We start from the raw sequence: 25,537 nt of genomic DNA on the forward strand, positions 1-25,537 counted from the left end.
TAAAATTACATATAGAACGATATGTAAGTTATTAAATTAATTTTCCTCACTCACTCAATGCGCAAATGGATGGCCTATGAGTCAAGAGAAGCTAAAAAACCTCGGTCGTACCGAATTAGAGTATGTGGATGACAAAACCGCAGCTCTATTATTGAATACCCCTTCTAACGCCAGATTATTACTCTGGTTAGTACTGCTATTTTTTGGCTGTGCGATTGGTTGGGCCTATTGGGCCGAGATCGATAAAGTCACCGTAGGTAATGGTAAAGTCATTCCATCAAGTCAATTACAAGTGGTGCAAAACCTTGAAGGTGGACTGGTCAAACAAATATTGGTTCGCGAAGGCCAGCAAGTAGTGCAAGGACAGCAATTATTGCTGATTGATGATACCCGCTTTCAATCTGATTTTCGCGAACGTGAACAACAAGTCTACAACCTGACTGCCAAAGTACTGCAATTATCAGCATCGGTTGCCAGTATCGAGGTAAAAGAAAACGTTACGATACGTAATTGGCAAAATAGCGTCATTATTAATAGCAATAAACTAGTCTATCCCGTCAATTTTGAAGAAAATCAACCAAAGCTAGCTGCTCGACAGCGCGCTGAATATCGACAAGATCTAAATAACTTAAAAAACCAATTAAGAGTATTAGATCAACAAGTTGATCAAAAAATTCAAGATCTTAACGAAATTCGTGGCCGAATATCTAACCTTAAACAAGGTTATGATTTTGCGCAAAATGAATACGACCTGATGAAGCCACTCGCAGATGAAGGTATTGTCCCTAAAATTGAGTTCATCAAACTAAAGCGCCAACTCAATGATACCAAGCGTGAACTAGATTCTGCAAAAGGCCGTGTTCCAGTACTTAATGCTGCCATTAGAGAAACATTACTTAGCCGCGTTGATGCCGCGCTGGACTTTCGCTCTGAACAACAAGAAAAACTCAATATTAGCCAAGATGAATTATCTTCGCTTACCCAAAGTACTGTCGGTCTAGAAGATAGAGTGAGCCGTACTATTGTTACCTCCCCTGTGACTGGCACTATCAAAACCTTATATACAAATACTGTTGGTGGGGTTATACAGCCGGGAATGGATCTTGTCGAAATTGTTCCAACGGAAGATATGCTGGTGGTCGAGGCTGAAATTGCACCGCAAGATATCGCTTTTTTACGTCCCGGTTTACCGGCCATTGTAAAATTTAGTGCCTACGATTTTACTAAATACGGCGGGCTGAGTGGCACTCTTGAACATATCAGTGCCGATACTATTCAAGACGAAGAAGGTAATAGCTTTTATTTAGTTCGCATCCATACTCCGCAAACGGAATTTGGTAGCAACGGCGAGCTGCCTATTATTCCGGGAATGACCGCATCGGTCGATATCATTACCGGTAAACGTACCGTTCTTGATTATCTTCTCAAGCCAGTGCTGAGCGTCAAAGGACGCGCCCTACGTGAATAATTTCTAATCATTACCGTCCCCCTTGACTGCATCTCATTCCAACACTCACGAAAGCATGATCAAGGGGCAACAAGATTTTGCCAAGGATGACAAGCAATGAAAGACTCATTACTGCACTCTCTGATTTATGTCAGTCGCTATTATGGCCTATCTAATTCGCCACAAGCCTTGATAAGCGGTTTACCTCTACCCGATGGGAAGCTTACTCCTATTTTGTTTCCAAGAGCGGCAGAGCGTGCAGGCTTAGTAGCAAAAGAGCAATCTCTAGCGCTAGATAAAGTGTCAGATTTAGTTTTGCCCGCTATTTTACTGACTGGTGAAAATGAAGCTTGCGTGCTGCTTAGCGTTAATCCAGATAATGGCCAAGCAGAGATAGTCAGTCAAAATACCGGATTTGTTGCCACCACCGTGACTCTAGAAGAGTTAGAGCAAGATTATAGCGGCCGATATTTCTTAATAAAAAAACAATTTCGCTTTGATCAGCGCTCGCCCGAGATTTTAAAAACCCGCAAAGGTCATTGGTTTTGGGGAACCCTCAAAGAATCACGCTCTATTTATCGAGATGTATTGATCGCCTCTATTTTGATCAATATTTTTGCTATTGCCACTCCCCTATTCACTCGTATTGTTTATGACAAAGTAGTTCCTAACTTAGCCTTTGAATCATTATGGGTGCTCGCAAGTGGCATTGTGGTGATTTTTATCTTTGATTTACTACTCAAAACTTTGCGCAGTTACTTCATTGATGTTGCAGGGAAAAAATCAGACATTCTTATCTCTTCAAAACTGTTTAGTAAAGTGATGGGGATCAGAATGGAGGCAAGGCCACCTTCTGTTGGCGCTTTTGCCCGTCACCTGCAAGAATTTGAATCCATTCGAGAATTTTTCACCTCAGCCACGATTGCCGCTCTTATTGATCTGCCTTTTGCCTTACTGTTTTTACTAGTGATTTGGTTAATTGCCGGCAACGTTGTGCTAGTACCGATTGTTTGTGTCACGCTACTTATCATTCATTCGTTGCTCATTCAAAAGCCACTACGAAACAGCATTGAAGAAGGATCGCGTTTAGCGTCACAAAAATACGCCAATTTAATTGAGAGCCTTGCCGGTCTTGAGTCTTTAAAAATATTTGGCGCACAAAGTCAGTTTCAATACCGCTGGGAAGAAGCGGTAGCACACATGGCAAACTGGAACATTAAAAGTCGCCGCATTACTGACAGTGTGCAAAACTCCGCAGGCTTTCTGCAACAAACCTCAAATATTGGCATGTTGATTGTTGGGGTGTATCTCATTTCCGAGGGTGAACTGACTATGGGTGGCTTAATCGCCGCAACCATGCTTAGCGGACGAGCAATAGGACCGCTAGTTCAAGTGGCTTTATTATCGACTCGTTATAACCAAGCTAAATCATCAATGACCATCATTGAACAGGTAATGAATATGCCTGATGAGCAAGAAGAGGATAAGCGCTATATTCATCGCCCTGTGTTACAAGGAAAAATTGAATTAGATAAAGTCACCTTTAGCTACCCTGATGCCCCTATGTCTTCAATCCGTGATTTAAGCCTAACCATTCGCCCAGGAGAAAAGGTGGCCATCATTGGGCGTATTGGTTCAGGTAAAACCACATTGGAACGTCTCATAATGGGGCTGTATAAGCCCACAGAAGGTCATGTACGCATAGATGACACCGACATCCAACAATTACATCATACGGACGTTAGAAGCAATATAGGCTGCGTTCCTCAAGACATCACCCTGTTTTATGGGTCTATACGCGACAACATTACACTTGGTAAACAACTGGCCGAAGATAATGAAGTGATGTTAGCGGCAAAACGCGCCGGGGTAACAGAGTTCACAATGAAAGATCCGGCGGGCCTTGAAAGGCAGGTGGGTGAAGGTGGGCAGTTATTATCGGGGGGACAACGCCAAGCAGTAGCAGTGGCTAGAGCGCTTTTAGGAAGACCGCCCATTTTGTTGCTCGATGAACCAACCAGCGCAATGGACAATAGAGCTGAAGCTCTATTTAAAAGAGAGTTAAAAAATCTATCTAAAGAAGAAACATTGATCTTAATTACCCACAAAACGTCAATGCTAGAAGTTGTTGATCGCCTAATAGTAATGAGCGCCGGAACCGTAGTCGCAGATGGGCCTAAAGAAAAAGTATTAGCAGAACTACAGAAAGGAAACTTGAGTAGTGTGAATCAATAGTCGATTTACAGTGTAAATTGAAAAAGGGTCGCAACATGTTTATGTTGCGACCCTTTTAGTTTGCTCATATTAGATAAGCCAATCTACCATATGTTGTCAGATGTAATATCAAATTTGGTTTTATAAGTACTAGTAGCTTTATCAAAATCAGCGACTCTAATTTCATTAATATCATCAGCATGAATAAAGTAGAAATCCGACTGTCTTACTTTATCCTGCAAGACAGTGACCTTACATACCCATGTTCCCATGGGTTGACCGTTCTCATCCTTTCTTCTCGTAATTTCAGAAGTCACTTTATATTTCCCAAGATCTTGGTTACTAACAGAGATTGATTGAATATGAATATTAATTTTAAATAAAGCCTTTAAGCTAGGGCTAGAATCGTAAGAAGAATCACCACAATTCATACCAGGCTCAAGTTGATATGCAATGTTCATGTTATCTGAGTCTCTATCTATCCTTGAAATCTTGATAAGTCCATTTACTGGTATCACCTCATACAGTTCGCCTTTATTACCTTGTAGGAAAAGAGCCCCGCCCTGATGCTTAACCAGAAGCAATTGCATTGTTTTGGGCTTAGCTGGTAGTACTGGTTGCTTATAATTTACAGGGTTTGGGGTTACATGATCTACTGTAGATTGGACAGAGCTACTCTTTGGAGCAAGTGTTGTACTGGCTGGTAAATTTTCAGAAGTTTCTTTATTAGTATCCGTACTAGGAAACTGCTCTTTTACAGTTTCATCTACAGATATATTCCCAGCTTGGTCAACTACTTTATTTATCTCTTTAGCTGTTCCATTATCAGAGCCACCACAGCCAGATAAAATCGTACTCGCAATAGCTGCGACTAAAAGCATCTTCTTATTCATTTCACTGTACCTTAGGGTCAAACCCAATTGTCTTGTCTGCCAATGCATACCCTAAACTCAGTCGCTCGCGACTAAACTTTACGCCACGGTAATAAAAGGATTATGTGACTTAATTTATGCTCAAAATTGTTGCGACAATGAATATGCACTCGAACTGATAGCAACAACTTGTTATATGAACTGAGCAAAATAGCGACTTTTAGGCAGATAAAACAGGAACAGTCGTAAGCCAAGAGTTCAGCTTATTATTAAGGAAGGGCCGATTTACAGTGTAAATTAACCGCTAGTTGCGAGTGAGCAAACATTGTTGAATAGCGAGTCGATATTCAGCCTCGGCTTGCTTACGGCCACTAAAGCCATATTGTTTACACGTTTGCGCCCAAGTGAGCTTTTTTAAACAAAGGTCCGTAAGTAAACGAACCTGATTGGAATGGCTGTTGAGAGGTTGTTTTTCTAATAGCAGCTGCTTAACCAGCACTCTCGTCGATTCAAAATTACTGCCACCGAAGGTGTAGTTAGAAACCAGTGAATACAGGCCGTCATTTAAGCTTTCATTCACTTGAGTGCAATTATTAAGTATTGGCAGAACAAGCTCAGTTGGAAGATTCTGATGAACGTCTGTAATGGTATCCAGTAAATTTGAATACAACAAAGCTTGAGCGTTCCCCTTCCATTGCATGTCATTTGCCAAACACTTCACCATCACCGCAGAAAAACAACCACTGGCTTTATCTTGCTTACTGCCAAGCCTAACCGCATCAAAGGCATTCTGTTGCCAAAAGTGAAACAATTCATCCGTGATACCAAAACTTGTTGAAAGGTAATCCGTGTCGTTTTTATGTAATAGGCTAAGTTGAGACAACATCCAACTGCCAATACCTTGTCCTTGAAGCTGAGGATGAACAGCAATTCGCATCACTCGAAGGCTTCGTAGCAACGAAGGCTCATTATCGCCAGTATAACTCGTCACAGATATTGGAACTAAGTGTCCAGCAGGTCGCCTGCGGCCAAGTTTAATCTCTTCCATCTGATCGATATTCAAAGCGCCTTCAGCAACACAAAGTACTACGCCCACCAAGTGGGATTGCTCAATCACTTGATAAAGACTGATATTGGGATCATCAAGTAACTGAAATAAATCATTAGGGGAAGTTTGGTAATGAGCATTGATTAAAAGAGCAAACGCCTTTCTTAACTGAGTAGAATCTTTTAGCCCTTTGGAAAAATCCAGCTTACTCATATCAAGCTTTAACAAATCCGTTGCCGTTACGCTTGAAGAGGAAAAAGATTCAACCTCCGCATCAAGTAAGAACGTATCAAATAACCATGCTTCCACCGGATCACCTGAGCTCCAGCGAATCGGCTCAGTTAATTTTATGCCACTCCAACCCGGTCTATGAATGTTAAGCCAAGCTTCAAACTTAATACTAAACCCTCGACCACAGCCCTCGTAACCATGAACAGTCGTCGCAAAACAGACTCGATGATAATGCTCAACAATCGCTTCTAACATAGGTAGAGGAATGGCAGCAGCTTCATCAACTAACAGTAAATCACAGGTAATCTCTTCTCTGAGTAATTCATCTGGAGATACAAACCGCATACTGCCACCGTTATCGGATTCTAATAGAAAGTTTCTTTGCGCTTGTAAGCCAAGGTCGTTACTGGCGTGCTCAAACAAAGTTTTTACTGCCTGAGTGCTGGGCGCCGTCACCACAATCTTTTTAGGCGATCGCAAAAGAATACGCGCCGCAGCTTTACCTAAGGCTGCGGACTTTCCTCGGCCTCTATCAGCGGTTATCACTAAAGGGCGCTTTCTATGGCCGCTTAATACTTTTTGCACTGCATCTATTGCTTGCAGTTGATCGGTAAACCTTGATACGTGTCCGTGCTGAATATCAGAGTGACTATCAAGTTCTGCACTATCGGTACTGGTTTCTTTAATGAAGTGTAATGACTGGCAAGCATCTTCTAGCCATAGATCTGAAGCTAAACAAGGCGAAACTTTAGGAAGAATGACCAACAGGCCGCCCCCTTTCAAGGTACCTGCGATTGCAGTAAATCCATTAGCATCAAACGTTGCATTAAAATCGGCAATAATCAGATCAGACTCTTGACCAATTTTTTGTCGAGCTTGTTTAAATGAAAGGCTTTCACAATAATCTAAGCTTTCTTCACCTAACAATATTGCGCGTTCATAAACATGTGACTGACCAAGTAATTGCAATACTTGCCACTGCCATTGTCGACTTCCTTCAAGAACGACAGCGCATCGATGCAAAGAATGTACAGCTTGGTTTTGCAAAGCTAATAACTGCTGAACATGAGAAATATACGACACGCGGTCACCTTAGATTGGGCTAAATAACTGCGCATAGAATAGCAGAATCTTTATAAGAATGAATGGATGCCACTCTGCAGCGATACCTTGGATCATAAGAATGTTGCTTAAGAGAAATGAAACTTTACTGTTACTAAATTAAAGGCTTAATATAGTGTTTGGATAAAACATGGAGGTTTATCTTAATGCAAGAAACACAAACCGCAGGCACTTGGGTATCCGATCACTTAGGACACATCCTGGTCGAGCTACTTTCTCTCATCGGCATTACGTTTGATCGGTATAGTTTTATCGCCGACTTATCACTTGTGCTGGCCACTTTATTCTTTTCTATTCCAACTTATCTAGTCATTCGCTATATCACGAATACGTTTGTGCAGAAAAACAGTAAAAATATAGATGCCAAAACCAAGCTGAGCATAGATAAAAAGCAGTTTGCTGAGAAGATGGCCGTTATTATTCCTTACTACCTCTTGATGTCTAGTGTTGAACTGATCATTCCTAAAAGTGGCATTTTAGGTCAAGTCATCAATGCCTTTTTAGAAATTGGCGCAGCCATTATCGTATTAAGAGCATTGTTTGCTGTATTTGACCTGGGATTAATTTTACTGGCAAGCAAGCATTACGGTCATCGATTGCCACTGCATGGAATAGTGCAATTCTTTAAACTGTCATTTGTCGCGCTTGCCGTGCTTCTTACCATCTCTCATATTTTAGATCGCACCCCAATTTATCTGATATCAGGTGTCAGCGTCATGGCCGGTATGATTGCCTTTGTCATGAAAGACACCATTATGGGGTTTATCGCGGGCATTCAACTGGCCGCCAATAAGATGATATCAACTGGCGAATGGATTCAGTTAGATAATCACAATGTTGATGGCACAGTACAAGAGGTCACGCTCACCACAGTTAAAGTCAAAAACTGGGACAATACCATTGCGATGATTCCGTCTCAGACTCTTGTGACAGAGCCGTTTATTAACTGGTATGGGGTTGAAGAAACCGGCGCAAGAAGAATAAAGCGCGCACTATTTATTGATACTGAAAGTATCGACTTTCTGGATTCAGAAAACTTGCAGCGCATGCAGCGTTTTCGTTTGTTAAAGCCTTATATATTGCGTAAGCAACAAGAAATAGCAAAGTACAATCAAACATTACCAGAGGATGCCGACCCTATAAACTTTAGACGCTTAACCAATCTTGGCTGCTTTCGTGAATATGTAGCCAGCTACCTGTCTACTCACCCTGCGGTCATTCAAGATTTAACGATTGTTGTGAGACAATTGGAGAGTAATCATTTTGGTTTACCGATTGAGATTTACTGCTACGTCAATAAAACCAGTATTAAAGACTATGAACGAGCTCAAGCTGACCTGTTCGATCATATCTATTCCATATTAAGAGAGTTTAATCTGAAAACCGTAAAGCTAAACTCTGCCGTCATATAACAAAAAAGCGGGTATCAAATAAATGATACCCGCTTTTAACTTCTTGCTTTTAAATTCTTGCTATTAGTTCAATCTAACGTAGTTTACTTTCGATAAACTGAATAATCTCTTGAGCCAAAGAGTCATCAACTTTCTTCAAGTTTAATGATAGCGACTGGCCTTTGCGAATATAATTAGCTTTGCCTTTCACCAACTCAATCGGCTTTTTCGCCTCTTTATGGATAGTTTGATTAAGCTCAGCAATCCAGCTTTCCAATAAAATCGAAACCTGTTTAGTGATTTTAGCTTCGCTCATACCATCAAAGCGTTGCCAAACATAAGCGCCACCTTGTTGGCATTTATCCAAAATACCTTGCTGAGCGCTAGCCTCTAGTTCGTTGAACTGTTTATGTAGCTTAACGATTGTCGGACGGCCAAGTTCAGTGACATTTGGGTAAGCTTGCAATAACGGCAAAGGTAAAGAAGCCGCTTTTAACGCGCCGCTAACCAATGCCTCACTGCATTTAAACAACGCAGCCAGCCCTTTTTGATCTGATATATCACCAGAATCTAACTTAGCTTGCATCTCACGGCCACGCTCATAAAGCGATAAAGGCTTGTGTGCGTTAGCAACATCAGAAAGAAACTTAGCATGCTCACTGTTAATATCGTCAGCAACATAAATCAAAAAGTCTTTGTTCGCTAAGATACAAGACTTTCTACGACGACTACCATCAAGGACTTCAATTTGTCCCTGTGCATTCTTACGACCAACCGCTGGATACTGTTGACCACGCTCTTTAAGCGTATCTAAAATATCGGAAAGAGCGTGTTCGTTAAGAAATGTCTGTTCACGCGCATTATCAGAAAATACAACGGTTTGTGTTTCGATATCAGATGCAGCAATACGTTGTAACTGAAACGAGACCATCTCCTGCCCTGCAACAGCTAACTCAATAACCTGAGCATTTTCTTTGGCTGCTGTTTGCGCTTCTGTTGGTGTTGTTGCTCTACGCTTGTTTGCTTTACCAAATAATTTGGCGTTCAAGTCGGATGTTTTTATCGCCATATCTTAATCCTCCTGATTTAATGACGCCCAGTGGCTATGCAGCACACGTTCTAATTCTAATGCGCCCTTTTGAACCGCATCTTGAGCCACAGCTAATGTCTTTTTGCCGCCCTCGAAATCACCAGGGGTCAAATCAAATACGGTGCTATAGGTATCAGCACAGGTTTCAAAAGCACGGCTTCTTGGAATTGTTGCCATCATTACTTGATCTTGCAGAAGATAATTCATCTCGGTCAGAACCGAAACCTGCTTCTTGTTGTCGTCTTCAAACATGGTTGGCACCATACGAACAAACTCTAAGCCATGCCAGTCTTCTGGGAACATCTCATAAACGGTTGGTAAGTGCTGGAAGAAGTTAACGGTTGATGCCCAATCCAATCGCTTAGCCGCACATGGAATAAGTAGCGCATTTGATGCGTACATTGCATTCCATACCAGTGGATCAACGTGTGGACCGGTATCAATCATAATCACATCAAAGTCATCAGCAATTTTATCAATTAACTTTTCTTTTAATAATTTAACGATGTCTAATGACTGATCTTGAGAAAGAGACTGCCAAGCTTCAGCATTAAACATTGCATCTTCAGGGAAGGCTGAAATGGTTTTAAGATTTGGATACTGCGTTGGCAGCAGTACATTTTTACGCAAGAAATCCAAATCTACTTCGTTTTCATCTGGCACGTTATCCAACATGATATCCACAGCAGAATAGATATTCTCGTGTTCACTGATGCTAATTTGTGGATTAAGAAACAGACGCAATGAACCTTGTGGATCCAAATCGATGAGACAAATGCGGTAACGTTTATCAAGGTTTAGCGCTAAACAAGCAGCAAGATGAACCGCTGTCATCGATTTACCTGTACCACCCTTTTGGTTTTGAACGTTCACAACCCAAGGTTTATTATTTTGATTTCGCTTACGCTGATGAAATTTTTCAACACCGGCAGACTCCATCAAAAGATGAGCCTCCTCTAATGAGATGGAGTAGTGATTAGCGTTGTTCTTTGTAAATTGATGCCCTTTGGCTTCCAATTTACTAATTGCATCGTCAAGCTTTCTGCGAGTCAAACCCGAGCGGGTTTCCATTAAAGCTTTTGACATAGGAGGGAAGTGCTCATCATTGCGCTCTTCCAATACAATTTCAATACGATCAGCTTGGACCTGTTTCGTTTGCTCAGCTAACCGGTAGAGATTATCTATCGTGGATTCTCTTTTCATCATTCTTCCCATAAATGTATGACTCAGTTAATTGTACAGCTAATAGATATAAATACAATAAAGTGCTGAACATTTATTAATGAGTTGAATCACATAAATAGCCTGTTAAATAACAATAATAGCGCTCATATTTACACGGCTAATTACACAGAAATAACTGCAGATTTTAAACGTTACAGGTGTCACTTATTTACAATGTAAACAGAGAAATAAGTTAAAAAAGCAGCATAACAAAGAAAAACTAACGGAACGATGATAGAAGCTGTATGAATTACGGTCATTTGACAGTCAATAACCAAAAATACAATTAATAGGAAAACAACGGTTAAAAGTAGGGTAGTGCATAACTAGAATACAAAAATAAGCCAGCAGCATTATTCTAAGTTCAAGTTTTTATAATATGGGAACGATGATCAAGAGCAATCCTTGATCATCATTCCACACGCAATAAAAGTAAATAAACAGTCAACGCGATCATTTAGGAACCATGATCAAGGGAATAAGCAGGATTAACAGGCGTGATGTACAAAATCTCAATCTGCTTGATTAAAAGATCTTTATCGGATCAATGATCAAGTGATCACGCACCTCGGAAGCATGTAAACGAGCCGCTAAATTACGGGAAACATCAATTAGAATGGGCATTTAGGGTATTTGATGGATAATTAATGCAAAATCCATTTACGAATCAGCCTTTAACGGACAAAATACTACTTTTCATGATCATGCTTCCATAAAAAGCGATAACTTGTTGTTATTTATTGGTAGTTTACAATCAAAGTAGCAGACCAATAAAACCGATGTAGTTACTCTACTTCAATCGTCCAGATAACCATAAACAGCGAATATGGTGGAACGATGACTTTCTTGATCAGTTTTCCAATAATTAATTGGATCAAAAATAAGCAGCAGGGTAGTAATCTCAAATAAATTTAAACATAACCTCACATTCAGATCGCGATCTTATCTTCTGTGTATGATTTATGTTCAAATCTGATGTGGATAACATGTTTATGACTAATGATCATGCTTTCAACCGATTCTTGATCATTGTTCTAATTCATCTTTGATCATATTTCCAAATATCACTGATCATGTTTACGGGCTTTATATGATCATGCTTACGATAGCATGTTGATCATCGTTCCGATCCCGCTCAAAATATAATAATTAAAAATCAATAAGTTAAAAGCAAATCAACGCCCGGATCATTAGATCACTATATCAATAAGATCAGTTTTAATCATAAAGATCAGTTTTAAAAACAATCCAAATTTTTTCTTTATTTTTAAAAGAATTTTTCTTAAGCTATACGGAACAATGATTAAGTTACGATGTAATGTAAATGGATGACAAATGAGCAATGACGAAAAGATCTTAATTAAACCGCCAAGAAGTCATAAAGATGGCCATCTGTTTGAAGTTAACAATGCAGCGATTGACTGGATAGAACAATACCAGCACTTTAAAGGTGTCACCAAAAGCATCGTCGAATTACTCAATTTGATCTCTTTACGTGGAATGAGCAGCAAAGATGGCCTGGTATCAACAACAGAACTCATTGAGGCGACGGATGGCCAAATCACCCGCGCAGCTATTCAGCAACGCCTTAGAGCGGCCGTAAGCATTGGTCTGTTTGCCCAAACACCTGTTCGTTTTGAAACTGGACTTGCTGGAAAAACAATGCTGCATAAATTTGTCAATCCATCGTTACTGATCACCACTCTTGGCACTGGAAGTTTACAAACCGAAACGTCTAAGAAAACAGCCAAAAAGAAAAAAACCCAAGCATTAGCTCAAACTCATGTGAATAAACAACTACTTAGCGAGCATGGACTGAATAATCCACCAGCAATGCTAGATGAAGCTGATCAATTTGTTGTTTCCCCAACCAACTGGGCCGGAATCATTGATCAAGCATTAGCGCCGCCAAGAACACGTAAGAATTATCAAAAATCAATGGTCTCAATCTCTGGAACTCGCGCAATAATTGAAACACGATCGTCCAAACATATTATGACCGTTGATGATTTAATGACGCTGTTTGCCTTGTTCACATTGACAGTTCAGTATCACGATCATCACCAAGACAGCTATCATATCAATGCTCAAATAGCGCCAAATAAAACGCCTTTGTACATCACTGATATCTTATCGCTACGCGGAAAAAAAGACAGTGGACCGGCGCGAGATTCTATCCGAGATAGTATTGATCGTATCGAATACACTGATTTTCAGTTGCATGAGTTAACCGGTCAGTGGTTAAGCGAAAACATGCCAGAAGGTTTTAAAAGTGATCGTTTCCGTTTTCTAGCAAGAACGATCACCGCCTCAGAAGAAGCGCCGACAGAAAATGAAGCAGGCGAGATCAAGATCAAACCTAATCTTTATATTCTGGTGTGGGAGCCATCGTTCTATGAAGAACTGCTCACTAGAGATTATTTCTTCTTATTTCCACCAGAGATCTTACGTCAGCATACCTTGGTGTTCCAACTGTACTCCTATTTCAGAAGCCGTATGTCGCGCCGCACCAATGACAGCATGCTATTGAGTGAGCTAAACCAAAAGCTGGCAAGAAACATCGAATGGCGTCGTTTTTCGATGGATCTGCTGCGTGAACTTAAAAAGCTGTCTAATGGCAAAGGCAATGATGAGTTGTTTGTGGTCAACTTATGGGGCTATCACCTGACTTTGACGGTCATTGAGGGCAAAGGAAAGGTCAAAGATTACCAAGTCGATATTAAGTGTAATGCGGAAGAAGTGATTCGTTACGCGCGCGCGCGCACCACGAATGCCGGTAAGCGTAATATGGCCCCAACGCTGCCCAATCCGCTTAGACACGAAATGGTCTCGAAACAAAAACTGGAAGAGCTCGCTGAAATTATTGATGGTGAGTTTGAGCCTATTCAACGTAAAAAGGCGTCTCCTAGAGGTAATTTAGGGCGTCGAGTTAAACTGCGTAAACATTTGGTTGAGATTAATGCTGAAGAGATCACCATCAGTCTAACTAAATATACTTCACCAGAAGCTCTAGAACGCAGTATAACGGCATTATCGGCTATGACCGGACATTCACCAGTATCTATTCGTGAAGAGTGTCAGGAGCTTTTAGAGAAGCTTGATTGGTTAAAGGTTGCAGACAAAGTGATCAGTTATGAACACTTGAGCCGTACGATCGAATTGTATAACCAAGATTCTGAAGGAGTACATCTGTCGATCGAACGTTTGATCTTAGGTTTAGCGGTTAGGCGTAAAGTCTGCCGACAGATCTTAGAAGGGCATTACGATGAGACTGTTATGCGCGTACTACGAGAGATCGCATCCGGTTCTTGATCATGCTTCCGCATAGTGGCTAAACATTGGTTATTTAAAGACAGTGGTTATCTAAAGCGAGTTATTTAAGATCGTTTAAATGATCAAACACTGGCTATTATGCGGATCGTTTTTCGTTTCTACAGGGTTTAAGTATTGGGATTGGCGCTTCATTAAGAGGGTAGTGCGTTAAAAATTTAATGTGCGTTTCAATCTGATTTTTAAGCTCTTCTCGCCAGTTATTCCCATGCTGCTTCTTACAAAACTCAAAAATAAGCACCATCACCTGCTCTAACCTGCGACAGCAACATAATCGTATGTTCTGATCCACCTCCGCTCTACAGATCACATCCTCTAAGCGTGCTTGGGCAAGACACAAGTATGAATAAGCCGTTGTAGTATCGCCTTGTTCAAGTTGATATTGATAGATACGAGCGCAACCATCTAACCAGCATCCTAATCCTTGGCTTTGTTCTGCGGTGAGCTCAGGCCCCCAAAGCTCAGCAGGAGGGTTGTTAATCAGCTGCACTAAGATCTCTACTTGATCATGCTTTCGTTGCGAGTGCCACTGTGAAATTTGTTGTTGCCAATGAGCTAGCTGGTTCACGATTTTGACTCTTTTATCTTTACTTAGGTTTATTAAGTGTAAATCAAAAATGGTTAAAATGTAGTCAAATGCAATCACCGCCACAAAAGTAAAAATCCGCTGATGGTTTCATCACATTTTGATTCAAAAATCCTTAACACTAAGGTGCTAGGTTGCTATCAATACAAACGTTAGATGAGCCAATATTTTATAAAAGCTAATTGGTGATTCTTTTGTATTTCAAGGGCAAACGCCCATTATTTATTTGTTATTCTAGGAGCAACCCGATGTCTATTAATTCTATCAGCCGAGAAGAGATGCAAGATCTCGCGGGTTCGTGGGATGAATTGAACACTATCTCCGCGACGACTTCGAATAAACAGTTGAAATCTGCAGAGGCAAGACGCCGAATAGAACAAATGCAAGAAATCAGGGAAAGTGGATTGACGCTAGAAGAAGCCCGTGAGTTAGGTTTATTACATTAATACCTAATCAAACGATAAGCTCACTGTAATGGTGAGCTTTGTTTTACCCCGATAAAATCATTTCATTTACAGTGTAAATTTACCCATTTTTTCCTCACTAGAATTTGTGCTATATTACACGTCACGAATTCGCAGTAAAAAACCTCACATGTCGATAAATCTTTCTAATCTTCCTACAGAAGATAAATACCGCGTTGAGTTGGACAAACAAGCATCTTATTTGGTGTGGAAAGTGAAACACTCGCAAGGTACTGAACTAGAAATTTCAGAGCAACGCAATAAACTTAAAAGTGAACAACATTTGCTTTGGTTTAACGAGTCTGTTTCGAAGTATCGACAGATGATGAATGTAAGGTAGTTCTTTATCATCAGCCTTAATATCAATCACTGTTACTTACCAGGATTGGTCTAAGTTGGTAACTGTGACTTTTTCTTAGACATATAGAATTAGAGAGTAGATCCCGATGGGAAGAAGTTTTGAAGTGCGCAAGGCCTCAATGGCCAAAACAGCTGGCGCAAAAATTAAAGTTTATTCTAAGTACGGTAAAGAAATTTACATGAGTGCGAAAAATGGTGGTGCAGATCCAGACATGAATTTGTCTCTAAAACACCTAATCGCAAAAGCTAAAAAAGACCAAGTGCCGGCGCACGTTATCGACAAAGCGATTGATAAAGCTAACGGCGGCGGTGGTGAAGACTATCAACCAGCACGTTACGAAGGCTTTGGCCCTGGTGGCACAAGTGTTATCGTTGATTGCTTAACTGATAATGGCAACCGTACTTTCCAAGACGTACGCCAGTGCTTTGTTAAAACAGGCGCAAAAATTGGTGTTGAAGGTTCTGTTTCTCACATGTTCGATCATCAAGCTGTTTTCCAGTTTAAAGGTGAAGATGATGAAGTTATCCTAGAAACGCTAATGATGGATGACGTAGACGTGACTGACGTTGAGCTAGAAGACGGTGTGATTACTGTATTCTCTCCGCACACTGAGTTCTTCAAAACTAAGACTGCCCTAAACAATGCGTTCCCTGAACTGACAATGGACGTGGAAGAGATCACTTTTGTTCCACAAATTCCAACACCAGTAACAGGTGAAGATGCTGAGAAATTCCAAAAATTCCTCGATCTTCTTGATGACTGTGATGATGTTCAGCAGGTTTATCATAACGCTGAAGTATAATCGTTACTCAGTTCAGCCATTGGCTTAGCTGACGATAGAATAGAGCAAGCATTCGCTTGCTCTATTGCGTTTTTCCCTTCTTATTTTACCCGTTATCTGAAGTATCTTTGCCAAGACTTTACCGGGGTTCAGTCGTAAGTCTCCTTAGTAGTCCGTTGCCGTGTTATTCTTATCCCTGTTTTGCATTAACAGACAGGAGTGAGCAATGCGAGTCAGTTTTCTAGGTTTAGGTGTGATGGGTTACCCAATGGCGGGTCACTTGGCTAAGGCGGGCTTTGAGGTGTGTGTATATAACCGTACTGCAAGTAAAGCGACGCAGTGGGCGAGTGAATACACCGGGCAAGCATTTGAAAGCGTGGCAGAGTGCGTACAAGGCTCTGATGTGGTTTTAGTTTGTGTGGGTAACGATGATGACGTGCGTAGCGTGACAACTTCGCTCTCTGGCGCAATTGCTCACATGAAATCGAATGCCATATTGATTGATCATACGACCACTTCGGCCAACCTTGCCGAAGAGTTATCGAAGGCTTGCTCTCAAGCACAACTTCGATTTATGGATGCGCCGGTATCGGGGGGTCAAGCAGGCGCGGAAAACGGCGTGTTAACTGTTATGTGTGGTGGTGAAGAAGTTGACTTTGCTGCAATGCAACCTGTGTTTGATGCGTATGCTCGATCTTCGGTATTGATGGGTCAGGCAGGGCAGGGACAGCGCGCTAAAATGGTTAACCAAATTTGCATTGCGGGCGCACTAACGGGTTTGTCAGAGGGGCTACTTCTGGCTGAGAAATCTGGTTTAGATGTCACAACGCTAGTGGATTGCTTAAAAAATGGCGCTGCGGGCTCTTGGCAAATGGAGAATCGCGCTAAAACTATGGCCGAAGATAAGTTTGATTTTGGCTTTGCCATTGACTGGATGATCAAAGATCTGGGCTTTTGTCTGGAAGAAGCCAAGCAGCACGATCTAAAGTTGCCTCTTACTCAAGCCAGTACTGATGCTTACAAAGCACTGTCAGAGGAAGGTTTAGGTCGCATGGATACCTCTGTATTACTCAAAGCAATACGTAAACAAGCCCAATAGTCAGCTTTTCTGAATCAATGTGTCGTGTCCTGGGCAAACACGCGATATACTTCACATATTCCATTTAACGTGCAGTCTTAGGACAGCACGTTTTTTTTACTAGGAGCGGAACATGTCTGCAAAAAAAGAAATTCAAAACCTGAACAATCGTATTGATAAAGCGAAGCATAAACTAGAAGCGGCTATTATTCGTCGCGATCAGCCAATTATTTCTCAATTCGAAAGAGAGATTGCAAAGCTAGAAAAACAAGTGGCTCAGCTTAAACATAAAGAAAGCTACGATCTTAACAAAGAGCGTAAAGATTTATCTGATAAGCCGTTTTCTCGTCCAATCACTAAGCAAGAACAAGCGGATATGGGTCAACTTAAACGTCGCGTAAAAGGCATCGTTGTTGTGCACCCTTTAACTAAGCTAGGCAAAGCGTTACGTGTTGATGAAGTGACGGGCTTTGCAGACAAAGAGTTTTAATTGAAGGTATTTTATCCTTAAAATACAATGAAATAGCCTCTACTTATCAAAAATGAGATTTAAACTTGCTGATTTCGACGGTTCAAGTAAAATACGTATCGGTCAAAAAGTAATCAGTCAGCAAGGTATTAATGAAAGAACATGTAATAGTCACAGTATCGACTGTGGATGGCACGCGTCATTTCCAAATGGGGAAATTATTACAGCGTTGCTTAAAGGGTTTTGGCTATTTTTTTATAGCGGCAATTGTTGCCGCTGGCATTGCAATTCACTACCTCAATAATGAAGTTGATTTTGTTCTTTCCAAGCAAACAGAGTTGCAAAACCATTCACTCAAGTTGAGTGAAGAAGTAGAACAATTGCAAAATCTTAAAGTTGAATTGGAAGGCGATCTTGGTGCTCGTGAAGAACGTTTGCAGCAAGTGTCTGATAGGCTTGGAGATTTAGAAGTTGTTCTTGGCGTTGCAGAAAAAGACGGTGAATTAGAAAGCCGTTTAGATGCCGCCGCTGTCACCTCATCTGTTCGTCTTTATATGCTCAACAACATTCCTAACGGCTCTCCTGCTGGGGATGTGCGAGTCTCTTCACATTACGGCTATCGAATTCACCCTAAAACAGGCAAAAAGACCCTACATCGTGGTATAGATTACGCCGTGAATACAGGGGCTCCGATTTACGCTACCGCTGATGGTGTTGTTGAAGTTGTTCGACCAAGTAAAACGGGCTCCGGTAATTTCTTACGATTACAGCATTCCTATGGCTTTTCCAGTTCCTATTCACACCTACAAAAGTTCAAAGTGAAATCAGGAGACTTTGTTGAGAAGGGTCAGCTTATTGCCTATTCAGGTAACACAGGCTTTTCAACCGGTCCTCATCTTCATTATGAGATTCGTTTTGTTGGGCGTGCGTTAGATCCATTGGCTTTTCATGAGTGGAGTGCAAATAACTTTGAATCATTATTTGAAAAAGAACGAGGTATTAGATGGGACTCTTTGGTCAAAAGGATAGAACACCGAGCAAGCAGTCAGCTACAACTCTCATCGCAAAAGGCTGCCAAGTCGAAGGACAACTCAAGCTAGAGAGTGATATGCATGTTGACGGCACGGTAACAGGTCAAGTGAGTGTGGAACAGGCGTTGATTGTGAGTCAATCAGGTCGCGTTATTGGCGATGTGTTTGCGGGAAAAGTGATCATCAATGGCTATGTTGAAGGCTCGTGTCATGCAACTTCAGTCGAGATCTTAGAAAATGGTCAGGTTAAAGGTACTATTTATACTGACGATCTGAGCATTGAGCGTGGCGGTAAATTTAACGGCGATACTCGTCCACCGCAAAAAGAACAAGTTGTCGAGCTTGCGTCAAAAGAAAAGCAGGTTAATGCTGCTAAAGTAAAACAAGCTTCAAACAGCTAATTGTCGATAGTTTTGGTTAATGACTAAGCCACTTTACACTGTAAAGTGGCTTTTTTATTGTTGATAGTTGTCCTGCTACTAGCATTCTTCTGCTCACTTACTTACTGTGATGGTATAAATAGTTGAATTACTTTTTGTAAAACTTAAACTAGCGGACATTCAAGGTGTAGAGGGAACTCAAGCGCCTTTATATATATAGATAAGAGTGAGAAATAGCATGTCCAAAGCCGATTATTATAACGTGCTAGGTGTCTCCAAGGTTGCCTCAGAAAAAGAGATTAAAAAAGCCTATAAACGCTTAGCAATGAAGTACCATCCAGATAAAAATCACAGTGATGAAGCGGAAGATAAATTTAAAGAAATCAAAGAAGCATATGAAATCTTAACCGACCAAGAAAAACGTCAGCAATATGATCAATTTGGTCATGCTGCGTTTGATGACAGTGGTTTTGGTCAAAGAGGCGCTCATGGCAGACATGCTGGTGGAGCAGGCTTTGAAGATATGTTTGGTGGAGGATTCCGTCAGGGAGGCCAAGGCTTTGGCGGCTTTGAGGATATTTTCTCTCAAGCTCGTGGCGGTCGTCGTGGTCCAGTTGCTAGAAAAGGACAAGATCATGAGTTTAAACTCACCGTTGATTTTGTCGATGCGATTCAAGGAACAGAACTTCCTGTTGATCTGCCCATCAATGGCGTACAGAAAAAAATCAATGTTAAGGTTCCTGCCGGCATTAAAGAGGGTGAAAAAATTCGCTTCTCTGGTAAAGGCGGAGCGGGTTCAAATGGCGGGCCTGCCGGTGATTTGTTGCTGTCTATTGTGATCCGTGAACATGCATTTTTGCAAAGAGACGGTAATGATATTATCTGCAATACCAATATTGATATTGTCACTGCCGCTTTAGGTGGAGAGGTTGAGGTTTCTGTGCTTGATAGCCGTTTTAAACTAAAAGTACCCGCAGGCACGCAAACGGGTCGTAAGTTTAAAGTGGTTGGCAGAGGCGCTACCGACCGCAAAGGTAATACAGGTAACTTATTGGTCAGCATTCATGTACAAACCCCAACAGGTTTAACTGATGAGCAAAAAGAGATCCTTCAGCAGTTCAAAGCGACACTTTAGTTAAGTGTTGTGGTAAATCGCTAGGCTAATCAGTGACTTATTACGATTGATATTTGCACTCAGTAATAACAAAAGGCTCCTCACGCATAAGTGTAAGGAGCCTTTTTAGTCTGTAGTGTAGGTCAGCCATTAGCGATTTTCATATCGGTTATAATCCAACAGCCCATATTCAACAGGCTGATCCTTTGCATACCATGCATGAATCTTGTCACTAAAAGGCCAGAACCGTACATCGGTGCGTCTTACTGCAAATTTATCGAGCATCTCTTCGTAGTCATCATCATCGTCTAATTCACGAATACGTTTAACCAATTCGGGGATCTCTCTTTCTTGTAGCGACAAAAATACACTCGGATAACTGCCCAAGATGCCATTCACTAAGGTAAGAGTGTCATGATCAGGGTCTCGGCTATCTTCTTCATTAAAGAGACTGGAAATATTGGTGTGCGCGTTGTTATGCAGCAGTGTGAAAACGTGTTGCTGGCCAGTATCGGCTTCAATATTAATAATGGATATTTGCGGGATATACTCAATGCCGCCACCGACTAGGGTATGCAGCTCCAATAATTTCAATTCACTGTCGCGTTTTAATGGTGTATTGCTAATTTCATAGCGATCGGTGAGTGAGACAGAGACATGTTCGGCAAGTCGCGTAAGCAACTCTTGTTTAGGCTTATTGGTGCGGTACTCCACCCCAGACTCTTGATTAAACGGATGAGCGTTACGAGTTAAATAGTCTGAAAATTCAACGGATTGTCCTTCATACCAGCTGGACAATATTTGATGGCGCGACTCTTTAGGTAGTAGAGCAATAAAGTTACTTTCACCTTCTATTCGCAGTAAATCCATATACATACGCGTGATCAGCTGATGACCAAAATTACCATAGATATCAAAACCGGCGACCAGCAAATAGTGAATACGCTCTAACAGCGCGTAATCAATGACCCACGCGGTTTTAGGTTGATTACCGACTAGTCCCTTAGCCACGCTAGCACTGTCAAAGTGTCTAAAAATGGTTAACGCTGCATTGGGGTTATGACCATCGCCATTCCAAATTAGAGGAATATCTAAGTGCTCTCCATTGGCAAATTGTTTGTTCATAAAGTCCATTTTTTCAGAGAGATAAAGAGACTGACTTTTTGAGAATTTTAACCAGTTAAATAATGGCGTTGTATTGCTGTCCAATTGGCTAGGTAATTTCATGTTCTGGGCTTGAGTTTTATAAAACTCTGTTGAGTCATGTTTACTGGAAGCGGTGGGGTCGATGAAGAACACCCAAAAATGGTCATTGATAACATTGAGTGCTAATTGACCTCGACACACTGGCCCTTTGATGTACGCCATAATGGTGTTTTGTGCCTCGTCCAACATAAAGCGATATCGGCTTTCTACTGGAATATCAGAAAATGCTAAAACAGGGTTAGAAGCGACATTAATATTGTAACTAGGCAGTTTATCTATGTGGTAATCACTGCGATCAAACCACTTTATATAATCATCCATTCTTTGCTGATTGAGCGCATAAGGCATGTGCGTTTTATCAACGATGGTTTCTCGCTCAGGTGCTAGGCGGTAATAAACTCGTGATACGCCCGGATCAGAATAAGGACGACGTGTCGAAATACGCTGAATAGGCTCGCCTGGTGGCGTGGAAGATCGAACTAAACTAAAGAAAAGACGTTCATTGATCTCTGAAAAATACAGATGAGATAAAAACAAGTGTTCGTAAATATAACGACTGGTGATCTGGCGCTTTAAATCATCTTGGTTGAAGTATGTTTCCCACTTTTCTACAGCCTGTGCTTCTTTTGCAGAAAGAGGAGCAGGCTCGGACATCGTTGCCCCTTGGCGAAGCCACGCCAGTAGTGTTTGCTGCTCATTATTAGAAAGAGCGGGCATTCCGTAAGGCATCCCCCATAAAGGGTACTCCTCTTTAAATGCTGTTATAGAATCGGATGTTGGGCAGACATTGATTTTGTTTAGGCTAAAATCAAAATCATCGTCGTCAAGAATGACATCATTTGGCAGTGGATATTGCTCTTTTTGTAGTAAAAGTTGCGCCATCACTCCTGCTTCAATATTGGCATCGGCGCGTTGCAAACGTTCATTTAATACCGGATAAAATCCATGCTCACGCCATTGTTGGGTCGAAGAGGCATCTTCATATAAGCGTGTTGGATTGGTGGCAGTAAGTCGTTCCCCTTGATAGACCGCCGCTAAAGTTGATCCGCGATCAATGCCTTCTGCTGAGGTTAATTTGAGCTGGCAGGGTGCATCGTAGCAAGCATGACAGACGACACAGCGTTTATCTAAAATAGGTTTGATTTCATCGATGAAATAGTGAGCTTGTGATGTCTCAAATGGCACATTTCTCTGTTGAACCTCTTCTGGCCCAAAAAGATCATTAAAATTTAATCCTACATAAGATGAACAGCCGGCGAATAAGATGATTAAGGCTGTGATGGTGAACTTTCTCATTAACTTCCCTGTCCTCAAGAAAAGACTTCTATGTCGTATATACAATTAATGGATTATTACGGTCAGCATCATATTAATGCTCCTAACAGTATGATTTTGAATCCTATTTTACATTTCGTCAATTTATACAGCATTCTAATAACAATTCATGAGGCAAGATAGTTACGCTACTTATGGATACTGGGGGTGTGTTTCGCAAAATATTCGACTATTTCGCATATTTCAGCCCTGTTAATTACATGAATTTTCTACCTTTTCATTCGTTTTTCACACAAAACATATAAATACCGAGCTACACTTAACAGTTCTATATAAACATCATTGTTATCAATAATAAGATTAATTAGAGTATTGACTCTAATTTTATGGTGTGGACACCCCAAGGAAGAGCGTGAAGTTGAAATTTAAGTGTATGGTCGCTGGATTAGTGTTTGGATGTTCATTAAATGTGAATGCTCAAAATGTCACTTTTTCACAAGCGTGGGAGTTGGTACAGCAGCAAAACAATTCGTTAGCGGCTAGCCAAGCAAATATTGATCGTTATCAGAATCTTCAAAATGCAAAGAAGAGCCTAAACCTGCCTTCTGTAACGTTAAGTGCAAACTACACACGTCTTGATGATGATGTCACGTTAAGTGGTGAGCAACTATTAGACAGTATTACGACGCCGACACCACTACCACCGATTTCACTGCCGTTTTTAGCCAACTCCTATTCAACGTTGTCAGAAAAAGACGTATTTACATCATCCATTCGCGCAATATGGCCTATTTTTACTGGCGGTAAAATCATCTCTGCGCAATCTATTGCCTCGGCGCAAACCGATGAAGCGCGCGCGCAACTAGAGATGGAGCGACAAGCTCGATTTGAAGATTTAGCTAAATACTATTTTGGCGTTGTGTTATCCAAGCAAGTTGTCACTACTTACCAATCCGTTGAAGATGGATTGGCGCAACACGCCAGTTTTGCCGATAAGCTCCAACAGCAAGGTCAAATCGCGCGAGTGGAAAAACTGCAAGCCGATGCCTCTTTAGCTAAAGCGAGAGTGGATCGAAAAAAAGCACAGCGAGATCTACAAATTGCCAGCAGCGCATTAACTCAAATTCTTAATCAATCTCAGACAGTAACGCCCACTAGTGAATTGTTTATCAATGACAATTTACCGCCTTTAAGTGCTTATACCACCGAAACTTTAGTCAGCTATCCAGGGCTATCCATTCTTGATGCCAAGGAGAAACAAGCTAAAGGGCTCACGGATGTGCAAAAGGGAAAATATTATCCTGATGTTTATTTGTACGGTGATTACAACTTATATGAGGGGGATTCAATTACCGCTCAGTTAACACCGGATTGGTTTGTTGGGGTAGGGGTGAGCATTCCGCTACTGGAAACCAGTGGTCGTTCGGGACAATTGCAAGCCGCTCACAGCGCGGTTTTACAAATTACCCATTTACGCGCTCAAGCAAAACAAGACTTGGCAGTATTGGTACAAAAAACCTATTTAGAAGCTGAGCAATCAATGGAAGAAGTCAAAGGTTTGAATTCCAGTATTGAGCTCGCGCAAGAGAACTTACGCTTACGTCGCAAGATGTTTAGCCAAGGTTTATCTAACTCACTTGATGTCGTCGATGCTGAGCTTTACCTTGCGAGCATTCAAACACAGCAACATGTCGCACGCTTTAACTATTTAATCTCCCTCAATAAATTACTTGCCCTAAGTGGAAAAATGAACACCTTTAGCCAATATGAAGACCGTCCTAATAAAACCGTGAATACAGCGCGTTTAACGACGCAACCTGCAACTGAGCAAGGAGAAAACAATGTCAACTAAGAAACCTATTGCTGTGGTGGCGTTAGCCCTAGTTGGCCTTGTAGGGTACGGCTTTTATCAAGCTTATCAACCTGAACCTATTCGTATTCAGGGGCAAATGACGGCTCAGCAATACAGCATCTCCTCTAAGGTTGCAGGCCGTATTGATACCATTAATGTTAAAAAAGGCGATTTGGTGAATAAGGGCGATCTTATCTTCACCATTTATAGCCCAGAAATTGATGCCAAACTAGAACAAGCTCGCGCAGGGCAAGAAGCGGCAGGAGCGCTTGCTGAGCAAGCTGAAAACGGCGCACGCTCACAGCAAATTTCCGCGGCTCGCGATCAATGGCGTAAAGCCAAAGCGGCGTCTTCATTAATGGAGAAAACCTACCGCCGAGTCGATAACCTCTATCAAGATGGTGTGGTAGCTGAGCAAAAACGCGACGAAACCTACACCCAATGGCAAGCCGCTAAATATACCGAAAATGCCGCTTATCAGATGTATTTACTGGCTAAAGAAGGTGCTCGCTCAGAGACTAAAAAAGCAGCCAGTGAAAAAGCGCGTATGGCAGCAGGCGCAGTAGCCGAAGTGGAAGCGTATGCCGCAGATACTCAAATTGCGAGTTGGTTTGATGGTGAAGTATCACAAGTGCTATTGCACAGTGGTGAATTAGCGCCGCAAGGATTTCCGGTCGTCACCGTGATTGATACACTTGATTCATGGGCGGTGTTTAATGTGCGTGAAGATCTACTCAAACATTTTGCTAAAGACAGTGAAATTAGCGCCTTTGTACCCGCTTTAGATGATGAAGTTCGCTTTCGTGTTACTCACGTTGCTGTGATGGGCGACTTTGCTACGTGGCGAGCAACAGACAGTAGCCAAGGATTTGATTTGCGCACTTTTGAAGTGGAAGCGCGTCCTCTTGATCATCAAGGTGAGTTTCGCATTGGAATGAGTGTGTCATTAACTCTTGATGAGCAAGAGTAAA

20 protein-coding genes are annotated in these 25,537 nt (G+C 41.4%); 14 read left to right on the forward strand and 6 right to left on the reverse strand.

All coding sequences use genetic code 11. The features are described from left to right. Positions 1–76: 76 nt before the first annotated feature. Entirely contained in the window at positions 77–1,468 is a 1,392-nt protein-coding gene (locus A9260_RS03325; protein WP_068696185.1) for an HlyD family type I secretion periplasmic adaptor subunit, read from the forward strand. A 96-nt stretch (positions 1,469–1,564) separates the two neighbouring features. Next, on the forward strand, positions 1,565–3,682 hold the full coding sequence (locus A9260_RS03330; RefSeq protein WP_068696187.1) for a type I secretion system permease/ATPase: 2,118 nt from the start codon (positions 1,565–1,567) through the stop codon (positions 3,680–3,682). Positions 3,683–3,765: 83 nt separating this feature from the next. Here the strand turns inward: A9260_RS03330 and A9260_RS03335 are convergent, their stop codons facing one another. Continuing rightward, positions 3,766–4,554, reverse strand: coding sequence for a hypothetical protein (locus A9260_RS03335; protein ID WP_068696190.1), 789 nt, complete (start codon positions 4,552–4,554; stop codon positions 3,766–3,768). Positions 4,555–4,837: 283 nt separating this feature from the next. Next, positions 4,838–6,895, reverse strand: a complete 2,058-nt coding sequence (locus A9260_RS03340; protein WP_068696192.1) for a tRNA(Met) cytidine acetyltransferase TmcA — start codon at positions 6,893–6,895, stop codon at positions 4,838–4,840. 185 nt (positions 6,896–7,080) lie between these two features. Between A9260_RS03340 and A9260_RS03345 the strand changes: the two genes are divergently transcribed. After that, positions 7,081–8,346, forward strand: coding sequence for a mechanosensitive ion channel family protein (locus A9260_RS03345; protein WP_068696194.1), 1,266 nt, complete (start codon positions 7,081–7,083; stop codon positions 8,344–8,346). A 73-nt stretch (positions 8,347–8,419) separates the two neighbouring features. On the opposite strand, the gene A9260_RS03350 is transcribed toward A9260_RS03345, so the two are convergent. Together A9260_RS03350 and A9260_RS03355 are read right to left on the reverse strand one after the other, a co-directional pair. Further along, positions 8,420–9,394 carry a ParB/RepB/Spo0J family partition protein gene (locus A9260_RS03350; protein WP_068696197.1) on the reverse strand — a complete coding sequence of 325 codons (975 nt, stop codon included), beginning with the start codon at positions 9,392–9,394 and terminating at the stop codon, positions 8,420–8,422. 3 nt (positions 9,395–9,397) lie between these two features. Further along, a complete protein-coding gene (locus A9260_RS03355) occupies positions 9,398–10,618 on the reverse strand; it encodes a ParA family protein (protein WP_068696199.1) in 1,221 nt (406 codons plus the stop codon). Positions 10,619–11,974: 1,356 nt separating this feature from the next. Here A9260_RS03355 and A9260_RS03360 point away from each other — a divergent pair. Continuing rightward, positions 11,975–13,951, forward strand: a complete 1,977-nt coding sequence (locus A9260_RS03360) for a replication initiator protein RctB domain-containing protein (RefSeq protein WP_068696201.1) — start codon at positions 11,975–11,977, stop codon at positions 13,949–13,951. Between the two features lie 97 nt (positions 13,952–14,048). On the opposite strand, the gene A9260_RS03365 is transcribed toward A9260_RS03360, so the two are convergent. Continuing rightward, positions 14,049–14,537 (reverse strand): hypothetical protein, encoded by a 489-nt coding sequence (locus tag A9260_RS03365; protein ID WP_068696275.1) that lies wholly within the window; start codon positions 14,535–14,537, stop codon positions 14,049–14,051. Between the two features lie 266 nt (positions 14,538–14,803). Between A9260_RS03365 and A9260_RS03370 the strand changes: the two genes are divergently transcribed. From A9260_RS03370 to A9260_RS03400, 8 genes are all read left to right on the forward strand, one after another. Further along, the gene (locus tag A9260_RS03370) at positions 14,804–15,001 is read left to right on the forward strand and encodes a hypothetical protein (RefSeq protein ID WP_068696203.1); all 198 of its coding nucleotides are present in this window, start codon (positions 14,804–14,806) and stop codon (positions 14,999–15,001) included. Positions 15,002–15,149: 148 nt separating this feature from the next. Then, positions 15,150–15,359 carry a DUF3283 family protein gene (locus A9260_RS16545; RefSeq protein ID WP_082957035.1) on the forward strand — a complete coding sequence of 70 codons (210 nt, stop codon included), beginning with the start codon at positions 15,150–15,152 and terminating at the stop codon, positions 15,357–15,359. 106 nt (positions 15,360–15,465) lie between these two features. Then, the gene (locus A9260_RS03375) at positions 15,466–16,182 is read left to right on the forward strand and encodes a YebC/PmpR family DNA-binding transcriptional regulator (protein WP_068696205.1); all 717 of its coding nucleotides are present in this window, start codon (positions 15,466–15,468) and stop codon (positions 16,180–16,182) included. Between the two features lie 205 nt (positions 16,183–16,387). After that, entirely contained in the window at positions 16,388–17,260 is an 873-nt protein-coding gene (locus A9260_RS03380) for an NAD(P)-dependent oxidoreductase (protein ID WP_068696207.1), read from the forward strand. A gap of 112 nt (positions 17,261–17,372) precedes the next feature. Then, a complete protein-coding gene (locus A9260_RS03385) occupies positions 17,373–17,729 on the forward strand; it encodes a YibL family ribosome-associated protein (RefSeq protein WP_068696209.1) in 357 nt (118 codons plus the stop codon). Between the two features lie 131 nt (positions 17,730–17,860). After that, complete coding sequence (locus A9260_RS03390; RefSeq protein ID WP_068696211.1) at positions 17,861–18,808, forward strand: M23 family metallopeptidase; 948 nt, start codon at positions 17,861–17,863, stop codon at positions 18,806–18,808. An 8-nt stretch (positions 18,809–18,816) separates the two neighbouring features. Continuing rightward, positions 18,817–19,140, forward strand: a complete 324-nt coding sequence (locus tag A9260_RS03395; RefSeq protein ID WP_068696213.1) for a bactofilin family protein — start codon at positions 18,817–18,819, stop codon at positions 19,138–19,140. A gap of 217 nt (positions 19,141–19,357) precedes the next feature. After that, complete coding sequence (locus A9260_RS03400; protein WP_068696215.1) at positions 19,358–20,254, forward strand: DnaJ C-terminal domain-containing protein; 897 nt, start codon at positions 19,358–19,360, stop codon at positions 20,252–20,254. A gap of 129 nt (positions 20,255–20,383) precedes the next feature. Here A9260_RS03400 and A9260_RS03405 read toward each other — a convergent pair whose 3' ends face one another. Further along, the gene (locus A9260_RS03405) at positions 20,384–22,735 is read right to left on the reverse strand and encodes a fatty acid cis/trans isomerase (protein WP_068696217.1); all 2,352 of its coding nucleotides are present in this window, start codon (positions 22,733–22,735) and stop codon (positions 20,384–20,386) included. A 412-nt stretch (positions 22,736–23,147) separates the two neighbouring features. On the opposite strand from A9260_RS03405, the gene A9260_RS03410 reads away from it, so the two are divergent. Further along, positions 23,148–24,566: a TolC family protein gene (locus tag A9260_RS03410; protein WP_197485244.1), complete on the forward strand. Its 1,419-nt coding sequence runs from the start codon at positions 23,148–23,150 to the stop codon at positions 24,564–24,566. Next, complete coding sequence (locus A9260_RS03415; protein ID WP_068696221.1) at positions 24,556–25,536, forward strand: HlyD family secretion protein; 981 nt, start codon at positions 24,556–24,558, stop codon at positions 25,534–25,536. Before A9260_RS03410 ends, A9260_RS03415 begins: the two co-directional genes overlap by 11 nt. Position 25,537: the final 1 nt, after the last annotated feature.

It is taken from the genome of Vibrio sp. UCD-FRSSP16_30 (assembly GCF_001676025.1).
Lineage (GTDB): Bacteria > Pseudomonadota > Gammaproteobacteria > Enterobacterales > Vibrionaceae > Vibrio.